15 protein-coding genes and 1 pseudogene are annotated in these 20,204 nt (G+C 68.9%); 7 read left to right on the top strand and 9 right to left on the bottom strand.

Features of this window, described 5'->3' with window-relative positions; genetic code table 11:
* Positions 1-21 precede the first annotated feature (21 nt).
* From uvrC to cysS, 4 genes are read right to left on the bottom strand one after another with little or no spacing between them, the layout of a single operon-like run.
* Positions 22-1,962: an excinuclease ABC subunit UvrC gene (gene uvrC, locus QEG98_RS13740; protein WP_141589098.1), complete on the bottom strand. Its 1,941-nt coding sequence runs from the start codon at positions 1,960-1,962 to the stop codon at positions 22-24.
* A 12-nt stretch (positions 1,963-1,974) separates the two neighbouring features.
* A complete protein-coding gene (gene uvrB, locus QEG98_RS13735) occupies positions 1,975-4,089 on the bottom strand; it encodes an excinuclease ABC subunit UvrB (RefSeq protein WP_316567033.1) in 2,115 nt (704 codons plus the stop codon).
* 53 nt (positions 4,090-4,142) lie between these two features.
* Entirely contained in the window at positions 4,143-5,822 is a 1,680-nt protein-coding gene (locus tag QEG98_RS13730) for a M28 family metallopeptidase (protein ID WP_410478011.1), read from the bottom strand.
* 47 nt (positions 5,823-5,869) lie between these two features.
* Positions 5,870-7,363 (bottom strand): cysteine--tRNA ligase, encoded by a 1,494-nt coding sequence (gene cysS / locus QEG98_RS13725; RefSeq protein ID WP_316567032.1) that lies wholly within the window; start codon positions 7,361-7,363, stop codon positions 5,870-5,872.
* A 173-nt stretch (positions 7,364-7,536) separates the two neighbouring features.
* On the opposite strand from cysS, the gene QEG98_RS13720 reads away from it, so the two are divergent.
* Together QEG98_RS13720 and QEG98_RS13715 are read left to right on the top strand one after the other, a co-directional pair.
* Complete coding sequence (locus QEG98_RS13720) at positions 7,537-8,382, top strand: FHA domain-containing protein (protein WP_316567031.1); 846 nt, start codon at positions 7,537-7,539, stop codon at positions 8,380-8,382.
* The gene (locus QEG98_RS13715; protein WP_316567030.1) at positions 8,274-9,269 is read left to right on the top strand and encodes a hypothetical protein; all 996 of its coding nucleotides are present in this window, start codon (positions 8,274-8,276) and stop codon (positions 9,267-9,269) included. The genes QEG98_RS13720 and QEG98_RS13715 overlap by 109 nt, the downstream gene beginning before the upstream one ends.
* Positions 9,270-9,644: 375 nt before the next feature.
* On the opposite strand, the gene QEG98_RS13710 is transcribed toward QEG98_RS13715, so the two are convergent.
* Positions 9,645-10,139, bottom strand: coding sequence for a CarD family transcriptional regulator (locus QEG98_RS13710; RefSeq protein ID WP_013939202.1), 495 nt, complete (start codon positions 10,137-10,139; stop codon positions 9,645-9,647).
* A 183-nt stretch (positions 10,140-10,322) separates the two neighbouring features.
* On the opposite strand from QEG98_RS13710, the pseudogene QEG98_RS13705 reads away from it, so the two are divergent.
* Positions 10,323-12,790, top strand: a pseudogene (locus tag QEG98_RS13705) (DNA internalization-related competence protein ComEC/Rec2).
* Positions 12,787-13,041: a hypothetical protein gene (locus tag QEG98_RS13700; protein ID WP_174256959.1), complete on the top strand. Its 255-nt coding sequence runs from the start codon at positions 12,787-12,789 to the stop codon at positions 13,039-13,041. The pseudogene QEG98_RS13705 and the gene QEG98_RS13700 overlap by 4 nt, the downstream one beginning before the upstream one ends.
* 11 nt (positions 13,042-13,052) lie before the next feature.
* Here QEG98_RS13700 and QEG98_RS13695 read toward each other — a convergent pair whose 3' ends face one another.
* Complete coding sequence (locus tag QEG98_RS13695; protein WP_316567029.1) at positions 13,053-14,255, bottom strand: carbohydrate-binding family 9-like protein; 1,203 nt, start codon at positions 14,253-14,255, stop codon at positions 13,053-13,055.
* A gap of 167 nt (positions 14,256-14,422) precedes the next feature.
* On the opposite strand from QEG98_RS13695, the gene QEG98_RS13690 reads away from it, so the two are divergent.
* The 3 genes from QEG98_RS13690 (at position 14,423) to QEG98_RS13680 (ending at position 16,902) form a co-directional block, all read left to right on the top strand.
* On the top strand, positions 14,423-15,046 hold the full coding sequence (locus QEG98_RS13690; RefSeq protein WP_225909932.1) for a hypothetical protein: 624 nt from the start codon (positions 14,423-14,425) through the stop codon (positions 15,044-15,046).
* 162 nt (positions 15,047-15,208) lie between these two features.
* Positions 15,209-15,979, top strand: a complete 771-nt coding sequence (locus QEG98_RS13685) for a DUF2071 domain-containing protein (protein WP_316567028.1) — start codon at positions 15,209-15,211, stop codon at positions 15,977-15,979.
* A gap of 653 nt (positions 15,980-16,632) precedes the next feature.
* On the top strand, positions 16,633-16,902 hold the full coding sequence (locus tag QEG98_RS13680; protein WP_316567883.1) for an FHA domain-containing protein: 270 nt from the start codon (positions 16,633-16,635) through the stop codon (positions 16,900-16,902).
* A gap of 76 nt (positions 16,903-16,978) precedes the next feature.
* On the opposite strand, the gene QEG98_RS13675 is transcribed toward QEG98_RS13680, so the two are convergent.
* From QEG98_RS13675 to QEG98_RS13665, 3 genes are all read right to left on the bottom strand, one after another.
* Positions 16,979-17,413, bottom strand: coding sequence for a PH domain-containing protein (locus QEG98_RS13675; RefSeq protein ID WP_141589108.1), 435 nt, complete (start codon positions 17,411-17,413; stop codon positions 16,979-16,981).
* A gap of 62 nt (positions 17,414-17,475) precedes the next feature.
* Entirely contained in the window at positions 17,476-18,852 is a 1,377-nt protein-coding gene (locus QEG98_RS13670) for a tetratricopeptide repeat protein (RefSeq protein ID WP_316567027.1), read from the bottom strand.
* A gap of 32 nt (positions 18,853-18,884) precedes the next feature.
* Entirely contained in the window at positions 18,885-20,195 is a 1,311-nt protein-coding gene (locus QEG98_RS13665) for an adenylosuccinate synthase (protein WP_141589110.1), read from the bottom strand.
* Positions 20,196-20,204: the final 9 nt, after the last annotated feature.

Below are 20,204 nucleotides of genomic sequence, written 5' to 3'. Positions count from 1 at the left end.
CAGGTCTGCAGCGGAAATTAATCACGCTGCCCCGGGCGGCGACCCTCCCTGCGTTTTTTCGTCGACGGGTTCGTGCGCGTCGTCAAGGGAAGCCTCCCGTACGGGATCTTCCGCATCCTCTTCTGGATGTCCGTGGAGGCCCGCATGGACGCGTTCCGCCATGGCCGGTCCGACGACCTCCGCGAGCTCTTCGATGGAGGCGTCCCCCACTCGCTTGAGCGAGCCGAAGTGCCGAAGCAGTTGCTTGCGCCGCGTCTCCCCCACGCCCGGGATGTCCTCCAGCGCCGAACGCACCCGGCTCTTGCGCAGCACCTGCTTCTGGAAGGTGATGGCGAAGCGGTGGGCCTCGTCCCGCATTCGCGTGAGCATGAACATCTCCGCCGAGTTCTGGGACAGGACGATGGGGTCCTTGCGCCCCACCACGAAGATGCGCTCGGGGCTCCGGGCGCTCTCCGCGTCGCGGTCGAACACCTCCAGGTCGCGGCTCTTGGCCAGACCCACCACGTCCACCGAATCCACGCCCACGTCCTTCATCGCCGCGTGCGCGCTGGCCAGTTGCCCCTTGCCTCCGTCGATGACGAGCAGGTCCGGCAGGTCATTGTCCTCCAGGCCCTTCTTCAGGCGGCGGGAGATGACCTCGTACATGCTGGCGAAGTCGTCCTGCTTCTCCAGCGTCTTGATTTTGTACTTCCGGTAGCGCGACTTGTCCGCGTCCCCGTCCGTCACCGCCACCTGCGACGCGACGATGGCCGAACCCTGGAAGTGCGAGATGTCGAAGCACTCCATCCGGCGCGGGAAGTTGCGCAGCCCCAGCCGCTGCTGGAGCCGGGACAGCACGGTGTCCGTTTCGTCCTTCGTGCGTCGGCGCTCCACGAAGGCCTGTTCGGCGTTCTTCGCCGCCATCTTCACCAGGTCCAGCTTCTCCCCGCGCTTGGGCACCAGGACGCGCACGCGCTCGCCCTTGCGCTCCGTGAGGAGCGCCTCGAGCCCCCCGGTGCCGTCCTCCAGTTCCAGCGGCAGCAGCACCTCCTCCGGCACGAAGCTGCCCTGGTCGTAGTAGAGGTTGACGAACGAGGCGATCAGCTCCTCGTCGGGGAACTCCTGGCTGCCGAAGGGGAAGGCCTGCCCTCCGTTGAGCCGGCCCTGCCGCACCCACAGGACGTAGAACAGGATGCGGTCCCCTTCCCGGTGGAAGGCGAAGACGTCCTGGTCCTTGAAGTCGGTGGTGGCGACCTTCTGCCGCTCCAGGCTCCGCTCGATGGCGCTGAGCTGGTCTCGTATCCGCGCGGCCTCCTCGAACTTCAGCTCCTGCGCGGCGCGCTTCATGCGCAGGCGCAGGCCCTCCACCAGCTCCCCCGCCTTGCCCTCCAGGAACATCACCACCTCATCCACGCTGCGGTGGTAGTCCTCCTGGGGCACCGGGTACACGCACGGGGCCGGGCAACGGCCAATCTGGTGCAACAAGCAGGGCCGCTTGCGGTTGGCCAGCACGTGGTCGGTGCACGTGCGCAGGCGGAAGAAGCGGTTGACCACCCGCAGCGTCTCGCGAATGGCGCCCGCGCTGGAGTACGGCCCGAAGTAGCGCGCGCCGTCGCGCTCGTATTTGCGCACCACTTCCAGGCGCGGATAGGGCTGCGTGCGGTCCAGGCGCAGGGAGATGAACTGCTTGTCGTCCTTGAGCAGGACGTTGAAGCGCGGCCGGTGCTTCTTGATGAGCTCGTTTTCGAGCAGCAGCGCTTCCTTCTCGTTGCTGACGAGCACTGTCTCCAAATCGCCCAGCAACTGGTCCAACAAGGACACGAAGACGCGCGTGTCGCCGGTGCGGTTGAAGTACGAGCGCACCCTGCTGCGCAGGTTGATGGCCTTGCCGACGTAGATGACCTGCCCCCGGCGGTCCTTCATCAGGTACACGCCGGGCTCGGTGGGCAGTGCGTCCAGCTTCTCCAGGAGCTTCGCGTCCATGCCAGCCCCCGTCTACTTGCGGCTCCGGGCCCGCGCGGAGCGTCCTCCGCCCCCGCGCCCCTTGCCCTTCTTCGGGGCCTCCGCTTCCGCCGCCTTCGCCGGGGCCCGCAGCAGCGAGCGCGACGCCGGCTTGAGCCCCAGGTCCATGTCCTTCAAGAGCTGCACGCGGTCCCGGTACTCGGCCGCCTTCTCGAACTGCATCTCGTCCGCGGCGGCGAGCATGTCCTTGGTGAATTCCTCGATGAGCCGCTTGATTTCCTTCGGCTGGAGGACGTCGTCCTCGCCTTCGGCCGCCAGCGGCAGGGCGCCCACGTCACCCGCCTCGTAGGCCGCGTGCTCGGACAGGTCGGTGATGTTGCTCTTCACCGAACGCGGGGTGATTCCGTTCGCCTGGTTGTACGCGCGCTGGATGTCGCGGCGGCGCGTCGTCTCCTCCAGGGCCTTCTTCATGGAGTCGGTGACGTTGTCCGCGTACATGATGACGCGGCCGTTCACGTTACGGGCCGCGCGGCCAATCGTCTGGATGAGGGAGACGTGGCTGCGCAGGAAGCCTTCCTTGTCCGCGTCCAGGATGGCCACCAGGGACACCTCGGGGATGTCCAGGCCCTCGCGCAGCAGGTTGATGCCCACCAGGACGTCGAACTCGCCCTTGCGCAAGTCGCGGATGATGGCCATGCGCTCAATCGCGTCGATGTCCGAGTGCAGGTAGCGCACGCGCACGCCTACGTCGGAGAAGTACTCCGTGAGGTCTTCCGCCATGCGCTTGGTGAGCGTCGTCACCAGGACGCGCTCGCTGCGGGACACGCGCTGACGCACCTCCTCCAGCAGGTCGTCCACCTGATTGCCCACGGGGCGAATCTCCACCTCCGGGTCGGTCAGGCCCGTGGGGCGGATGATCTGCTCCACCACCACGCCCTGTGACTTCTGCAGCTCGTACTCCGCCGGCGTCGCGGAGACGAAGATGGCCTGGGGCACCAGCTCCTCGAACTCACCGAACTTGAGCGGGCGGTTGTCCAGCGCGCTGGGCAGGCGGAAGCCGAAGCCCACCAGCGTCTCCTTGCGCGCGCGGTCGCCGCGGTACATGGCGCCAATCTGCGGCACCGTCTGGTGGCTCTCGTCGAGCATCACCAGCAGGTTGCGCGGGAAGTAGTCGATGAGGCACGGCGGCGGCTCTCCCGCCGCGCGGCCAGAGAAGTGCCGGGAGTAGTTCTCGATGCCGCTGCAGTAGCCAACCTGCTCAATCATCTCCAGGTCGAACATGGCGCGCTGCTCCAGCCGCTGCGCCTCCAGCAGCTTGCCCTCGCGCTTGAAGGTCTGCAGCTGTTCGGACAGCTCGTCGCGGATGGTCTGAATCGCGCGCCGGCGCACGTCCTCCTCGGCCACGTAGTGGCTGGCGGGGAAGATGACGATTTTCTCCAGCGCGCCCAGCGTCACGCCGCGCAGCGGGTCGAACTCGGTGACGCGCTCCACTTCATCGCCGAAGAAGCTGACGCGCACGGCCCGCTCCTCCTCGTACGCGGGGAACACCTCGACGGTGTCGCCGCGCGCGCGGAAGGTGCCGCGGTGGAAGTCCAGGTCGTTGCGCTTGTACTGGGCCTCCACCAGCTTGCGCATGAAGGTGTCGCGGCCCATCTCCTCGCCCACCGCCGCGCGCACCGCCAGGTCCACGTAGCTGCGGGCCGCGCCCAGGCCGTAGATGCAGGACACGCTGGCGACGATGATGACGTCGTCCCGCGTGCGCAGCGAATGGGTGGCCGAGTGGCGCATCCGTTCAATGTTGTCGTTGATGGACGAGTCCTTCTCGATGAAGGTGTCCGTCGACGGAACGTAGGCCTCGGGCTGGTAGTAGTCGTAGTACGAGACGAAGTACTCGACCGCGTTGTGCGGGAAGAGCGCCTTGAATTCGCCGTAGAGCTGCGCGGCCAGCGTCTTGTTATGGGCCATCACCAGCGTGGGCCGCTGCACGTTGGCGATGACGTTCGCCATCGTGAACGTCTTGCCTGACCCGGTGACGCCCAGGAGCGTTTGGTAGCGGTCCCCCCGCAGGACGCCCTGCGTGAGTTCGCCAATGGCCCTCGGCTGGTCGCCTCCGGGACGGTGTTCGCTGACGAGCTGAAAGTCCGACATACCCGCGAGACTTAACACCACGCGGGTGGGAAGGCCGGATGTTCGTAACCGCGCTACTTCGAAGTGTCCTGCCGCTTCAACGCTTCCAGGGATTGCAGCCGAGCAGCCTCGAACTCATCCCCCTTGTTCCAGCGAGGCAGCTCCGGTTGCCGGGCAACGTGGGCCCCCAGCAGGAAGAACAGGCGGATGTCCTCCACCGCGCCGGAAAAGTCCCAATCCGGACGCAGCTCGTCCGACGGCTGGTGGTAGTGCTTCGACTCCCAGACCTCCCGCTGCTGCTTGCCCCAGCCCTCCGGCTTGCCGATGAAGTCCATCCCACTGCCGAAGTACGCGGCGGGAATGCCCCGCTTGGCGAAGTTGAACTGGTCCGACCGGTAGAAGAAACCGCGGTCCGACAGCTGGTCCGCCTTCACCACCCGGCCCTGCGTCTTCGCCAGGGCGACCAGCGTGGCGTCCAGGTTGGACTTGCCCAGGCCGATGACGGTGAGGTCGCGGGTGCGGCCATGGATGTTGGCGCCGTCGATGTTGATGTTGGCGGCGACCCGGCCGTGGGGCACGGGCGAGTGCTCGGCCAGGTACTGCGAGCCCAGCAGCCCCTGCTCCTCGGCGGCCACGGCGGCGAAGAGGATGGAGCGGCGCGGCGCCTTGGGAAGGGCCTTGAACGCCTTGGCGATGTTGAGCATCGCCGACACGCCGGACGCGTTGTCGAGCGCGCCGTTGTAGATGGTGTCCTCGCCCGCCTTGCCGCCTTCCTTGCGGCCCAGGTGGTCATGGTGCGCGGTGTAGAGCACCACCTCCTGCGACAGCTTCGGATCGCTTCCGGGAAGCAGCGCCAGCACGTTGGCGGTGGGACTGCGGCGCACCGTGTTGGTGAGGCGTGACGACACCGTCACCCCGAGTGGCACGGGCTGGAAGTCGCGCTTCTGTGCGGCGGCCCACAGCGCGCACAGGTCCTTGCCTGCCAGCTGCAATACCCGGCGCGTGGCCTGCTCGGTCGTCCAGGCCTTCACCTGGAGACGGGGCACCTCCGCCGCGGGCAGTTCGAACTGCTCGCCCGTCCACGACGTCTGCACCACCTGCCACGGGTAGCCCGCGCTCGGCGTGGTGTGGATGATGATGGCGCCCGCCGCGCCCATCTTCGCGGCCTGCTCGTACTTGTAATCCCAGCGGCCGTACCAGAGTCGCGTCTTCCCCGCGAAGAGCTGCGGGTCATCCTCCGGGTCGCTGTTGAGGATGAGCAGCGTCTTGCCGCGCAGGTCCATCCCCTTGAAATCGTCCCACTGGTACTCGGGGGCCTGGATGCCGTAGCCCACGAAGACGAGCTCGGACGCCGCCAGCTTTGACTCGGGGGACTGCACGCCGGACACGGCGATGAAGTCGTGGTGGAACTTCAGGTGCACCGCGCCCTGGGGCGACTGGAACGACAATTCCTCGGGGCTGCTGGTGACGCCCACCAGGTCAAAAGGCTGCAGGTAAGAGCCGTCCGTGCCCAACGGCTGCAACCCGAGCGCCTCGAACTGCGAAGCGATGTACGCCTGCGCGAGCGCGTCCCCCCGTGTGCCGGGACCACGGCCCTCCAGCAGGTCACTCGCGAGGAAACGCACGTGCGCGCGCAGCACCTCCGGAGCGATGACACCGGACGCGGACTTCTCCGCGGGCGTCGTCAACTGCACGCGCTGCGCGAGCGCAGGAGCGGAGCAGAGGGCGAGAAGCAGGGGCAGCGAGCGCATCATGGTGTCCCGAGCCCTAACACGAAGCCCGGGACACCCGAAGCACTGCATCAGCCCTGGAGCGGCGCCACCTTCCACGTCGTGCCAGCGGGCGTGTCCATGATTTCCACGCCCTTCTGCTTCAGCTCGCCTCGCACCCGGTCCGCGGCAGCGAAGTCCTTCGCCGCGCGGGCAGCGGTGCGCTCGCCCAGCAGGCGCTCCACCTCCGCCACGTCGATGTCCCGCTCGCGCACGGCGCGCTCGCGGCGGCGCAGCAGCCACGCAGCGGGCGCGTCCTCGAAGAGGCCCAGGACGCCGGACACCCTGCGCACGTCCTCACGCAGCGCCTGTAGCGTGCGGCCCACCAGGGCCTTGTCCTTCACGGGCGGCTTGTCGGTCAGCTCGTTCATCATCCCGAAGAGGCCCGACAGCGCGCCCAGGCCGCCCGCGGTATTGAAGTCGTCGTCCATCGCGGACTCGAACTCGGTGAAGAAGCGCTGCGGGTCGCCATGCAGGGGCCCCTTGCCGAAGTCCTTCCCCGAGATTCGCTCGTCCACCTTGCGGAGCGTCTCGTAGAAGTACTCCATGCGCGTCTCAGCATCCGCCAGCGCCTTGTCGGAGAACGACAGCGGATGGCGGTAGTGCGTGGCGAGGAAGAAGAAGCGCAGCGCTTCCGGGTCCACCTTGGTCAGCGCGTCGCGCAGGCGCACCACGTTGCCCAGCGACTTGGACATCTTCGCGCCTTCCAGGTCCAGGAAGCCGCAGTGCATCCAATACCGCGCGAACGTCACCCCGTTGGCGGACTCGCTCTGGGCGATTTCGTTCTCGTGGTGGGGGAAGATGAGGTCCAGCGCGCCGCCGTGGATGTCGAACGTCTCTCCCAGATACTTCGCGCTCATGGCGGAGCACTCGATGTGCCAGCCCGGACGACCGGGCCCCCAGGGGCTCTCCCAGGCGGGCTCTCCCGGCTTGGCCGCCTTCCACAGGGCGAAGTCGAGCGGCTCGCGCTTCTGCTCACCCGGCTGCACGCGCTCGCCTACGCACAGCTCATCCAGGTTGCGCTTGGACAGCTTCGCGTAGTCCGCGTCGCTGCTCACGGAGAAGTACACGTCGCCCTGGGAGGCGTACGCGTGGCCCTTGTCCACGAGCTTCTGGATGATGGCGATGATTTCGGGGAGGTGGTCACTCACCCGCGGCGAGAAGTCCGGCTCCAGCAGGTGGAGCGCCCGGGTGTCCTCCCGGAAAATCTCCACGTAGCGTGCCGCCAGCTCCACGGGGGCCTCCCCCGTCTCCGCGGCCGCCTTGATGATCTTGTCGTCCACGTCCGTGAAGTTGCGGACGTACCGGACCTTCAGGCCCCGGTGACGGAGGTAGCGGACCACCACGTCGAAGGAGGTGAAGGTGCGGGCATTCCCGATATGGATGTAGCTGTAGACGGTAGGACCACAGACGTAGACCCCCACCTCGCCAGGAATGGCGGGCTGCAGCAGCTCCTTCTGCATGGTCATCGTGTTGAAGAGCCGAATGGCGGGCGGGGTCACGTGCGGCAATCCTCTCGGGTCCATAGGCGTGGGTGTGTCCCGCACTCTAGAGTCTCGGGTCGCGGACAGGCCAGTATTCGCAAGGGGTTCGTCGCCGCCCCCAATCTGGGAGAATGGGCATCATGGCTCCACCGAACCCAAAGCGGCCCCCTCGGCCGCCCCGCCCGCCCGGTACGCAGGCGCCCCAGGATTCAGACGTGGAGCTGCCCTTCGATGACGACGAGGTGGATCCGCTCCAGGCTGACGACCCGCGTCCCCAGCGGGTGCCCCAGTTTCCCGCCGGCTCCCGCCGCAGCCGGCGCCAGGGCCCAGGAGGGCGCGCCAACAGCGACCGCGAGCTCGCCTCCCGCTTCGACACCTCGAATGAGTACTCGGACCCCGGGTACGCGCCTGCCTTCCTGTACGTCGAGCGAGGCCCCGGCGCCGGACAGCTGGTGCCCGTCAAGCAGGGGGCGCTGGTCATCGGGCGGTCCTCCTCGTCCGACCTCCGCCTGCAGCACCCGTCCATCAGCCGCCGGCACGCGCACCTGACCCGCCGCGGCGAGCGCTTCTTCCTGAAGGACCTCAGCAGCCAGAACGGCACCTTCCTCAACCGCCATCGCATCACCTCGGAGGTCGAGCTGATGCCGGGGGACGAGGTGTCCCTCGGCAATGCCCTGCTGCGCCTGCGCGGCCCCGGTGGAACCCCTGCCCTGGGTGTGCCCGCCGTCTCCCACGACGACAAGCCGCCTTCGCGCAGGGCCTTGAGCACGGTGGGTGTGGCCCTGGGCGCCGCAGCGCTGGGTTCGGGTGTGGCCGCGCTCATCGCGCTGCTTTCCATGCGGATGGCCGGCGGCGCGGAGCACACCTCTCCCGCCCCGCCACCCGCGGCCCCCGGAGTACGGCCGCCGCTTCGCCGACCGTGGCCGTGTCGGGTGCGCCCACACGGCTCGACATGGAAGTGCCCGCAGCCAGCAGCGCCGACAAGACAGGCGACACGGCAACTGGAGTCGCGACGGCCACCACGGAGGATCCGCTTCCCGAAGCGGAGAACGCGCCCCTGACGCCCAAGGCCACGGGCATCAGCGCCCTGAACGTGGCGCGGGGCACCACGAAGCAGGTGCGTCCCGTGGCCGTGGCCCCCTCGAACAAGCGGGCGGCTGGGGCGCGCGATTCGGCGGCGGCGCCATCCGACGCCACCTCCGCGAAGGAGGCCGAGGTCCTGCGCCGCTACGAAGCGGGAGATTTGGCGGCGGCCCGGGACCTGGCCCAGGCGGAGAAGCTCACCGCGCTGCACGGGCAGCTCATCCGTTTCGAGACCGCCGAGGCGCAGGCGAAGAAGGCCCTGGCGCAGCGGGACTTTCCGGAGGCTATTGCCCAGCTGACGCTCGCCATTTCCGTGGACGACGCCCTGGCACATGGCTGGAGCAAACACGGACCGCCCCTGCGCAAGCAGTTGTCGCGACTCCATGTCCAGGTCGGCACGGAGCATGCCGCCGCGGGCCGGGTGAGCGAGGCGCGCGCCGCCTTCGAGCAGGCCCTGAAGCACGACACGGGCAACCGCGAGGCCCGCGAGCAACTCGGCCGGCTCACCGGCGCTTCAGCCCCTGACCAGCAGCATCGCGTTGAGCACCACGAAGGTGACCAGCGCCAGGCACACGAGCAGCAACCCCCTGTCCGTGCCGGGCCGCTCGCCTTCGATGAGCAGCCACAATCGGCCGTCCCGCGGCTGGAGCTCGCCCATGCGCTCCATCAGGGCCAGCGCATCGCGGTAGCGAGGGGCATCCTCTTGCGCCAGCAGCCGCCCTCGCACGGCGAAGGGACGCTGGTCGGGCTGCGGCGGTGGACGGCCATCCGTCCACTGCTCCCCGGGAGCGCTGGCCGGCGCACCACGAAGGGCGAGTCCCGCAGCCCCACGAGGACATACAGCGCGCCGTCCGCGCGCTCATAGGCGCCCCGGACCGTGGGCACGCCATGCACCTGGGCGTATCGGTTGGAAACGAGCGCCTCGAAGCGGTACGCCCCTTCCGCCCCCAACGTCAGCGGCACGCTTGGGGACAGGAAATACGACAAGTCCTTCCGCTGCATGCCGAGCAGCACCAGTCCCACGGCGATGGCCATGACCGCGGCCATGGGCCGTACGCCCACGCGGCGGCGTGACAACCGGAACTCGAGCTCCGCGATACGGCGCGCTCGCGCCTCTTCCGAGGGGGACTGCGGCGGCTGCTCACTCATGGGCGGGCATGATGTGGCGTGGAAAGACGAAACCCCGAGCTCCCTGACTGGGGAACCCGGGGCGACGAGTCTTGGACAGCAGCTGGACGGCTCAGGCCAGGTTGAAGATCTTCTTCAGGTCCGACTCGATTTCTTCCTCGGAGCAGTCCTTGGCCAGCGACAGCTCCTTGATGAGGAGCGAGCGCGCGGTGTCCAGCATCTTCCGCTCGCCGAAGGAGAGGTCCTTGTCGCCCTTCAGGAGGTACAGGTCGCGGAGCACTTCGGCGATTTCGAACACCGAGCCCGTCTTGATCTTCTCCATGTACTCCCGGTAACGACGGTTCCACGTCGTGGAGTCAACGGAGATGTCCTTCTCCTTGAGGATGGAGTAGACCTGCTTGACGTCCTCCTCGCTGATGATCTCCCGGAGACCGACCGACCCGACCTTGTTGATCGGGATCATGATCCGCATTCCGTTCTCCAGGATGCGCAGCACGTAGAAGGACTGGCGCTGCCCGGCCACCTCGGTGTGTTCGATACCCATCACTTCACCGACGCCCTGGCCCGGGTAGACCGCCTTGTCACCAGTCTTGAAGCTGGTCTGCACTCACTGCCTCCTTGAAAGACTCGTTCCCGGCCTTTCAGCCGGGCACTACTACCACAAACCACATCCACGGGCAACGATAACGCCTTGACCACCCAGGACGCTCCCGACTACGTTGTCGGTTTCTACACGCGGTGTCGGCAGATGTGTGCACCAGCGTGACGGGCGGCGGGTGGGGGTCGGAAGGTGGAACGTCATGCTTGGCGCGACCTGGGCGCGCGTCCTCTCTTCTTTCCCGCCCTGAGCCTGTCACTCGGAGCCCTCTGTGCCCCGGTAACAAGCGCGTACGTCGAGCCATTTCTCGTTTGTGGGCTTTTACTGGGAGCGCTCGGGCTGACGCTTGCCCGGCTGCCTGGTGCGCATCTCGCCGTGCTGGCGTCCCTCTGGGCGGCGGGCGCGGGGCTGGCGCGCTGGGAATCCCAGGTGGATGTGCCGGCGGAGCTGACCCAAGGCAACACCATCATCATCGAGGGAGAAACGGAGCGGGTGGACCGCTTCGACGGGACGACGCGTGTCCGATTGGCCGTCGCGCGGGCGGGCGTCTCTCCCGGGCCGCTCGCGCCCGTACGGTTCCGGATGAACCTGTCGCTGCGCGGCGAGCCACCGCCGCTCCTGCCCGGGCAACGTGTCCGGGCAGAGACGAAGCTGCAGCCAGACGCGCCCCCATCGAACCCGGGCGAGAAGGATTTCGGAGCAGCGCGACGGCGACAGGGCGTGGCCTTCACCGGTGGCATGGACGCGGGGCGCCTGATGGTGCTCTCCCCTGCCCCGGCGTGGCGGGTGTCATTGGAGGATACACGCACGCGGCTGGCGGCGGCGGTCCATGCGGTATCGCCATCGGCGGATGCGGCGGCGCTCTTCCTCACCCTGGCGGCGGGGCAACGCGCGGCGCTGGATGACGCGTGGGAAGAGGCCTTCTCTCGCGCAGGACTGGCCCACGTGTTGAGTGTCAGCGGGCTGCACGTGGCGGCGTTGGCGCTGATGACGCTCGCGGTGCTGCGGCGGCTGGTGGTGCGCACCGGCGAGCGGTGGCGGATGCTGGATGCTCGGCAGGTGGCGGCCCCCGCGGCGGTGCCCTTCGTCTGGGCCTACGTCGTGTTCACCGACAACCAGCCGCCCGCGGTGCGCTCCGCGGTGATGGCCACGGTGGTGCTGCTGGGGCTGGCGCTGTGGCGGCGCGCGGACGGGCTCAACGGGCTGGCCGCCGCGGCCGTGGTGCTGGTGGCCTGGGCGCCCTCCAGCGTGGCCGACCTGTCGCTGCGGCTGTCGTTCCTCGCCGTACTGGGACTGGTGCTGCTGTCACCACCGCTGCGGCAGGCGCTGCCCCTGGCCGAGCCCGACCCGTCCGAGCCCCACCGCGTCCGGCGCTGGTGGGGACACGCTCGGGAGACGGTGGCCCAGACGCTGTGCGCGAGCGCGGCCGCGACGCTGTCGGGACTCCCTATCGTCGCGGCGACCTTCGGACGGGTGAGTCTCGCGGGGCTCATCTCGAACGTGGTCGCCCTGCCCTTGTGCGGGCTGCTCACGGGCCGGCCGCGGGTGGCGCCGCGCTCTTCGTCGTCGCCCCCGCGCTGGCGACGCCGGTGCTGTGGGCCGGCGCCTGGGCGTCCGAGTTGCTGCTGGTCATCACCCGGCTCTTCGCGGCGGCGCCACTGGCCTCGGTCGAGGTGCCGTCACTGGGCTTCCTTTCGGCGCTCTACGCGGCGGGGCTGCTGACGTGGGCGCTCGGCACGGGGCGCTGGCGGCTGGGCGGTTTGCTGGCTCCCGCGGCCGTCGTCGCCGCCATCCTGGCACCGGTGCTCACGCCGCAGCCCGGGCTGCGCGTCACCTTTCTCTACGTGGGTCAGGGCGACGGCGTGGTCGTCAGCTCCGGTGGTGAGCACATGCTCGTGGATGGCGGCGGCGTTCCAGGCGGCATGGACACCGCGGAACGCTTCATCCTCCCGTACCTGAAGCACGCGGGCATCTCCCGGCTGGACCTCGCCGTGCTGTCCCATCCGCATCCGGACCATGCGCTCGGGCTGGCCTCCGCGTTGAAGCAGATTCCCACCCAGCGACTGTGGATGCCCGCGGGCGACGGAGACGGTCCGCTCTCGCGGCAGGTGGTGGCCGCGGCGGGGACGGCGCTGGTGGAGGAAGTCGAGGTGGGCCATCCACCCCTGCGCCTGGGCGAGGCGACCATCGAAGTGCTCGGACCACCAGCATTGGAGGCACGCGACCTGCTGGAAGGCGCGAACGACCGAAGCGTGGTGCTCCTGGTGCGCCACGGCGATGTCACCGTGCTGCTCACGGGCGACGTGGAGGCGGATGGCGAAGAGGCCCTGGCGGAACAGCTGGGCCCGGTGACGGTGATGAAGGCCCCTCACCACGGCTCACGGACGTCCTCCACGGGAGCCCTGCTGGCGCGCACACGCCCACGGCACGTCGTCTTCTGCGTGGGCCGGCGCAACCGGTACGGCTTTCCCCACGACGACGTGGAGGCGCGATACCGGGCGCTCGGGAGCGAGTGCTGGAGAACGGACCAGCATGGCGCCATCACCGTGGAAAGCGACGGCCAGGACGTCCGCCTCCTCACCTTCCTACCCCACGAGCCTTCTCCCCGAGTCCCCCCGGTTGCGCGGGCTGGGGGCGCATCACCAGATTGGGGCCGATGATTCCAGAGGATATCGACCTCCAGCAGCTCACCGCCGACTTGAAGAACGCGCTCGGCCCGGGAGAACCCATCGGGTACCTCCGTGGCAAGTCCGTGATGCGCAACCTGCTCGTGGACCTGCGCGGCTTCTCGCAGTTGGAGGCGGAGGAGCTCATCGACACGATGGAGACTCGCGGCTTCCTCCGCTTCCTGGGGGACCCCACCGAGCGGTCCGTCGCGGACGCGCACTGGGACATCAGCCCCCACGCGTGAGCACAGGCGCCCTATTCGAACACGAGCCAACCGAAGCGCGGCAGCGCATGGAAGTCGCCGATGAAGAGGGGCGAGAAGGACTGCCCCTCCACCGTGCGGCGGTCATGGTGCTCCAGCCGGTAGAGGTTGAAGCGCCAGCGGTCACCCGGCTGGGGCGGGATGTGCGGGACTTCGGCCAGCCGGTCGAAGGGAATCTGCATCTCCACCGACCAGCCCTCGTCGCGGTCCGAGGCATCATCCAACGTGCCCCGCACCTTCACGGCGGACGTCATCCCTGAATCCCAGGAGCGGTCCATGCCCTGCCGACGGGCGGGGAAGTACGCGTCGAAGATGACGTTGTGCGGTGACACCTGGAGCTCGTTGTACGTGCGACCATCCGCGTTCGCGTCGAGGAAGATTTCCACCACCTCCTCCTCGTAGATGGGGTCATCGCGCTTGCGCAGTGTGCCCCACACGTCCGGGTCATCCAGGTCGAAGGCCACGTAGAGGAACTTGCCGTCATGGACGAGCCGCGCCTCGGTGCGCTGGCGCGCGGCGCTCCCGTCGAAGCTCCGGCGCAGCACCACCGGTTTGGCCTGCTTCCACGCCGCGTCGTCGAGCACGCCGTCAATGGTGGGCGGCTGGCTCACGCGCGGGACGGAGTACTCGGGCAGCTCCTGCGCGGCCCCGCCCAACTGAGGCCCCAACATCCGCTGCGAGCCGTCATGCGCATGGGCGTCGTCCACGGGCAGCCGCGAGTCTCCCCGCCAGAAGCCGAGCATCACGCGCGCGGGCGTGCCCGGCATGGGCACCGAGTGGACGTCCTCGATGACCTTGCCCACCGGCCATGACGCCAGCGGCGCGGCGCCCCCCTGTACCTCATGGTCCGCGTTCGTGAGCATGCCGCCACTGGCCGGGTCCACGACGTGAACGAAGAAGGCGAAGCCCTGCGGCGGCGGACGAACCGCTTGGAAGTAATGGGCCAACCTCACCTGCGTGCCGGGCGCGGCCTTCTCCGGTGACACCTTGGAGCCCAGGTACACCACCGCGCCACCGGCGAACGTCGCGCCGCTGCGGAACGTGAGGTCCGCGGGCGCCGCGTCCAGGGTGCGGAGCTGCGTGGGCGCGGGAATGCGAGGTGTCTTCTGACGCGGCCCGGCCTGCTCATCACGACAGGCGGTGGCAAGACAGGTGACGGCCAGCAGCGGAGCGAGGACGGAGGACGGGAGACGCATCGAGGCCGCGCATCCTAGCGGGCTTCGCGTCCAATGGGTTCACCACGAGGTGGGCGAGCAGGCAACCATCGTGCCCCTCTCACCCCGAAGTCCCGGCAATTGTCATGCCGAGCGGTGGCTCCCATCTTCTCGCCTCAACCAGCGGTTCAGCCCCAAGGGAGGCGCGAATGAAAACTCTACTCAAGGTGGGTGCGGTGGTGGGTGTGCTGGGAGCAGGGAGCGCCATGGCACAAGAGCGGCTGGAGTCCTCCGCGGACATGCGTGGACTGACGTTCCTGGTGGGCGGCGGTGTCGAGGGCTACACGAGCGCACTGGGCTCCGACATCAACCCGGGCCTGGGCTACGGCGTGACGGTGGCCATCAAGCCCACGAAGGTGCTGGGCATCGAGCTGGGCTACTCGGGCGCCCTCAACGAGTTCGACCAGCGCGTGGTGACGGGCGCCCGGAGCGGCCCGGACCTGGTCCGCAACGGCGCGCACGTGGTGGCCACGCTGGGCCTGGGTGCCGCGCCCGTGCAGCCCTACGTCCTGGGCGGCGTGGGCATCAGCCGGTACAACGTGCGGGCCCCCACGGTCGCCTTCGCGGATGACACGGCGGGCAACATCCCGTTGGGCGGCGGCCTGCGCGTCCACATGGGCAACTTCACCGCTGATGCCCGGCTCCAGTACAGCTTCCTCCTGGACCAGCAGTTCGCGGCGAACGCCCCGCCCGGCGACGTCACGATTGGCGACCGGAACTTCAGCAGCGGCGGCAGCTACGCGGGCACCGTCAACATCGGCGCGACCTGGTAGCGACGCAGCCACCTGTGCCGGGGCATGAAGCAAGCCCGGACACCTGACCTCCGCGAGCGCTCCCCCGTCGCAGAATGCCGGCTTCTGCGAGGGGTGAGCGCGATGCACGCCCGCCGTCAGACTCAGTGGCGCCGGGAGACGACCCCGCATTAGGACGGAGGCATGCGCCCTTTCCTCACGGCGGAGTGGCGGTATCTCGTCATGCTCAACTACGAGGTGGACCCGGAGGTACTGCGCCCCCTCGTCCCTCGTGACACGGAGCTGGACACCTGGCAGGGCCGGACCTTCGCCAGCATGGTGGGCTTCCGGTTCCTCGACACGCGCGTGCGGGGACTGCCCGTGCCATTCCACCGCAACTTCGATGAGGTGAACCTGCGCTTCTACGTGCGCCATCTCGGCCCTGAAGGCTGGCGACGAGGCGTGGTGTTCGTGAAGGAAATCGTCCCGCGACAGGCCATCGCCACCGTGGCGCGCGTGCTCTACAACGAGCCGTATGTCGCGCTGCCCATGCGGCACGTCGTGGAGATGGAAGGCGCGCACACCGGCGCCCCTGGCCGCGTCGAATATGCGTGGAAGGCGGGGGGGAAGTGGCAGCACCTGGCGGCGACGACGCTCGGTCCGCCGCAGGCCAGCGAGCCTGGCTCGGAGGCGGAGTTCATCACCGAGCACTACTGGGGCTACACCGCGCAACGGGACGGCGGCTGCGCGGAGTACCGCGTGGAGCATCCCCGCTGGTCCGTGTGGCAGGTGGACACCACCGCGCTCGATGTCGACGTGGAAGGCATGTACGGCGCGAGGTTCGTCCCCTTCCTGCGCGGCAAGCCCAGCTCCGCCTTCGTCGCGGACGGCTCGGCCGTGGCCGTGTATCCCGGCACGCGAACGGGCTCCGGTGCCGGCCACTCGCCAGCCTCCGAGAAGCCGCGCGCCGCCTGAGCCAGGCCCGCGTCTCCTCCGCGGGTGTCTCGCGCTTCGGACGGCCCCGTCGCCCCCGGGACGCACATGGACGGCAAGTCCGCGGAACCCTGGCCTCCTGGGACGGCCGGTCCGTTGCTTCCGGGCTTTCCCATGCGCTTCGAATTCGAACACCTGGGCTCCACCACCCCCTTCGAGCTCTCCGATGGCATCCACCTCCTGGGAGGCGGCCCGGATGACCACATCCGACTGGAGGGTCTGCCCCCGAGCCTTCTCAGTCTGCGCATCGAGGCACAGCGGCTCATGGTCGAGGCCGCGCGCACCTTCTCCGTCAATGGCGTGCTGGTCCCCCCGGGCGTCCCGAGGCTGGTGATTCCCGGAGAAGCGCTCGGCCTGCCCGACGACATGGGACTGCGCGTGCTTCAGGAGGCCGTCAGTGAGCGCGGGCTGGGCACCGTGGCGCTCCTCAAGGGACTGCTGACGGGAACGGATGAACCGGCCCCGTCGCGCGCGGCCACCCTCACCTGCCTCACGGGACTGGATGTCGGGCGCGTCCACGCGCTCGCCGAGGCGCAGACGGACATCGGCCGGGGCAGCGACGTCGCGATGCGGCTAAGAGACCGGGCCGTGTCCAGGACGCATGCGCGCGTCCTCCACCGTGAGGGGGATTCTCCCTGGAGGACCTGGGCAGCCCCAACGGCGTCTTCCTCAACGGCCAGCGCGTCGAATCCCGGGTTCCGCTGGCGGATGGCGACGTCATTGAAATGGGCCGTTCATTGCTCCGCTTCCAGGCCGCCGTGGAAGAGACCCCGCCCCCGCCTCGCCTGCTGGCGAGCAGGAATCGCCCTCTGGCGCGGCCAGCCCTGCTTCCACCGAAGTCACGGTGGAGCCCACGCCCGAGGAGCCTCCCAGCATGCCCAAGCCTCGCGGCGAATGGTGGCTGATTGGACTGGGCGCGGTGGCGGCCTCCGTGGGCGTGGCCGTCACGTGGCTGCTCGCGACGGGAAGCTGACGCGAGGCTCAGCCTGGAATGGGGCCCAGCCCCGCGCGCTCCACGAGGAGCCGCGCGAGTTGCTGATGGTGCCTGAAGAAGCTGGTGAAGTGGACGAGGCCCGCCTTGCCCCGGATGGCGTAGACCGTCACGGGCCCAGGCAGGACATCGAGCTTGCGGATGTCCGCGAAGGTGAAGCGCCGCGTCCGCACCATGCCTCGGTAGGTCAAGCCCCGGGCATCCACGACGATGTGCGTGCGCCCGTAGTACATGAGCGACACGGCGAAGAAGAGGACGAAAAAGCCCGCTGAGAGGAAGGTCTTGAGCGGGACCTCATCGAAGAATCGGAGGAGGTACACCAACACGGCAACCCAGAGGAGGCCCGCGGCGGCCATGGCCGCTGCGAGGACCCGTCGGGGTCTGAAGACCTGCCGTCCGTTCGGTTCCGCGTCGCGCCCGGTCATTCATGGAAGCTAATGCTTGGGGCTGACACGGTCCACCGACCCACAGGCTTCCTGCCTGCCGGTCAACGCAGACGCGCCGCTTTCTGTCGGGATTCCTCCTGAAGCTGGGGGCGGACGTCCGCGGAGGAGGAGGCGGCATAGCGCTCGTAGAGGTCGCGTGCCTCCAGCATGCGGCCCATGGCGCGGAAAGATTCGGCCAGTCCGTAAAGCGGAGACGCCGAGCCGGGCTCCAGCTCCAAGGCGTACTGATAGTCCGCCGCGGCCTCCGCGTAGCGACGCAGGCCGATGTTGGCGCTGCCTCGCGCGACGAAGGCCACGGCCAGCATGGGCTCGAGCTGGATGGACTGGGTGAGGCTGGTCAGCGCGCCACTGAAGTCCTTGCTGGCGATGCGCTGTACGCCCTGCTCATACGCCCGGCGCGCCAGTGCGCGCGTCGTGTCGGCCACGGGGCCGGAGCCCGGTGCCTGTCCCGCGGCCTGGGGAGAAGCGCCCGCCTGCGCCATCTTCGCCCGCGCTCGGTCGATGTTCTCCTTCGCGCTCTGCTGGATGGCCGCGTCCTTCGTGAGCGCGGTGGCCCGCTCCCACTGCGCCACCGCCTGCCCGTAGTAGCCCAGCACCGCCAAGGCGTTGCCCAGCTTGAACAAGGCCTCCACATGGCCCGCATCCGCGTGAGATGCATCCAGGAAGGCGAAGGCCGCCTCGCGGTAGCGGCGCTCCTTCATCAAGGCGTCACCGTCACGGATGCGCGACGCCGCCAGCGCCGGATTGGACGTCACGGATTCCGCAACGGGCGCCGCCGAGGGCGTCGCAGCAGCCGGCGCGGTGGCCACCGCGAGCGGCTCGGCGCCCATGGCCTTCAGGTGTTCGGTCGCCTTGCGGACCCAGACCTGCTCCCCCTTGCGCTGCTCACGGGCGATGTACGCCTGATACGCGGGAATCGCCTTGTCCTTCTGCCCAAGCTGCCGGTAACTCTCCCCCAGCCCGTAGAAGCCGTCCGCGTCGCCGGGCTCGAGCTCGGTGTAGCGCTCGTAGGCCTGTGCCGCGGTGGCCGCATCCCCCGTCTTCCGCGCGGCATAGCCCAGGTTGAACCAGGCCATCTTGAAACCGGGGTCGGCCTTCGCGGCGTCACGAAAGAGCGTGAGCGCCTCCTGCACCTGCCCCTTGCGGAAGAGCACGCTGCCCAGGCCATTGAGAGCGGCGGGATAGCCGGGCGTGTCGGCCAGGGCCTCGCGGTAGGCGGTGGCCGCGTCATCCCAGCGGCCACGCGCCAGCGCCGACTCTCCGCGCAGGAATGCGGCCCGGGCCGCGGCGGAGGGCTCCGCGGCCCCCAGCAGCATTGCCGCGGACAGCGCGATGACGAACCTGCGCAAGACGACCATGACGGCTCCCGGGGTATCGATTCGGAAGCCGTAGCAGAAAAACCAGGGCCGCGTCAGCACGCCCGCGAGCGACGCCAGCCCTTCGCCTCCGCTCAGCTCCGGAACGGGTTCTGGAGCAGCACCGTCTCACCGCGGTCGGCGCCCACGGAGACGCACACCACGGGGACGCCGCTGACCTCCTCCACCCGGCGCACGTAGCGCTTGGCGTTCTCCGGCAGCTCGTCGAAGGTCCGCACGCCGGCGATCTGCTCGTCCCAGCCCTGGAGCGTCTCGTAGATGGGCTTGACGCGCGCGAGGTCCTCGTAGTCGCCGGGCAGCTCCGTCACCTTCTGGCCGTCCAGTTCGTACGCGGTGCAGATCTGCAGCGTCTTGAGGCCGCTGAGCACGTCCAGCTTGGTGAGGGCCATGCCCCACAGTCCGTTGACGCGCGAGGCATAGCGTAGCACCACGCCGTCCAGCCACCCGCAGCGACGGGGCCGGCCAGTGGTGGTGCCGAACTCGTCGCCCATCTTGCGCAGCTGGTCGCCGATGGCGTCGTGCAGCTCCGTGGGAAACGGACCGCCGCCCACGCGCGTGGTGTAGGCCTTGCTGATGCCCATCACCTTGTCGATGGCCGTGGGCCCCAGGCCCGAGCCCACCGCCGCGTTGCCCGCCACGCAGTTGGAGGACGTCACGAAGGGATAGGTGCCGTGGTCCACGTCCAGCAGCGTGCCCTGCGCGCCCTCGAAGAGGATGCGGGCGCCGCGGCGCACCTGACCGGACAGATAGAGCGAGGCGTCGTGGACGAAGGGCTTGAGCCGCTCGCCCAGGCCGGTGAACTCCGCCAGTATCTGCGGCACCTCGAGCTGCGGCACCGGGTCGCCCGCCTGCGCGCACAGGTCCTTCAGTTCGTCCAGCGCCGCCGGCAGCCGGGCCTCGATGCGCGTGCGCAACCGGTCCGCGTTGAGCAGGTCCCGCACGCGGATGCCGCGACGGGCCACCTTGTCCTCGTACGCGGGGCCAATGCCCCGGCCCGTGGTGCCAATGGCGCTGCCGCCGCGCGCCTTCTCGCGGAAGCTGTCCAGCAGCTTGTGCCACGGGAAGATGACGTGGGCATTGTCGGAGATGAGGAGCTGCGCGTCGTCCTTGAGGAAGCCGCGCACCTTCAGCGCGTCAATCTCCCCGACGAGGACGGCAGGATCCACCACCACTCCGTTGCCAATCACACACGTCTTCCCAGGGTGGAGGATACCCGAGGGAATCAGGTGGAGGACGGTCTTCTGCCCACCCACCACCAGCGTGTGGCCCGCGTTGTTGCCGCCCTGGAAGCGGACGACGACCTGGGCGTGCTCGGTGAGCAGGTCAACGACCTTGCCCTTCCCCTCATCTCCCCACTGCGCTCCGATGACGACGACGTTCGGCATGGTGCTCGC

Source organism: Myxococcus sp. MxC21-1 (genome assembly GCF_032612255.1).
GTDB classification, from domain to species: domain Bacteria; phylum Myxococcota; class Myxococcia; order Myxococcales; family Myxococcaceae; genus Myxococcus; species Myxococcus virescens.
The sequence above is the reverse complement of the archived record's forward strand: the minus strand, read 5'-3'. Positions and strand labels throughout refer to the sequence as shown.

Bases quoted from the DNA above. Each gene is read 5' to 3' on its own strand.
- QEG98_RS13695 (WP_316567029.1), bottom strand. From the start codon at position 14,255: ATGCGTCTCCCGTCCTCCGTCCTCGCTCCGCTGCTGGCCGTCACCTGT.
- uvrC (WP_141589098.1), bottom strand. From the start codon at position 1,962: ATGGACGCGAAGCTCCTGGAGAAGCTGGACGCACTGCCCACCGAGCCC.
- QEG98_RS13700 (WP_174256959.1), top strand. From the start codon at position 12,787: ATGATTCCAGAGGATATCGACCTCCAGCAGCTCACCGCCGACTTGAAG.
- QEG98_RS13675 (WP_141589108.1), bottom strand. From the start codon at position 17,413: ATGACCGGGCGCGACGCGGAACCGAACGGACGGCAGGTCTTCAGACCC.
- QEG98_RS13730 (WP_410478011.1), bottom strand. From the start codon at position 5,822: ATGATGCGCTCGCTGCCCCTGCTTCTCGCCCTCTGCTCCGCTCCTGCG.
- cysS (WP_316567032.1), bottom strand. From the start codon at position 7,363: ATGGACCCGAGAGGATTGCCGCACGTGACCCCGCCCGCCATTCGGCTC.
- QEG98_RS13685 (WP_316567028.1), top strand. From the start codon at position 15,209: ATGCGCCCTTTCCTCACGGCGGAGTGGCGGTATCTCGTCATGCTCAAC.
- QEG98_RS13665 (WP_141589110.1), bottom strand. From the start codon at position 20,195: ATGCCGAACGTCGTCGTCATCGGAGCGCAGTGGGGAGATGAGGGGAAG.
- uvrB (WP_316567033.1), bottom strand. From the start codon at position 4,089: ATGTCGGACTTTCAGCTCGTCAGCGAACACCGTCCCGGAGGCGACCAG.
- QEG98_RS13715 (WP_316567030.1), top strand. From the start codon at position 8,274: ATGGAAGTGCCCGCAGCCAGCAGCGCCGACAAGACAGGCGACACGGCA.
- QEG98_RS13690 (WP_225909932.1), top strand. From the start codon at position 14,423: ATGAAAACTCTACTCAAGGTGGGTGCGGTGGTGGGTGTGCTGGGAGCA.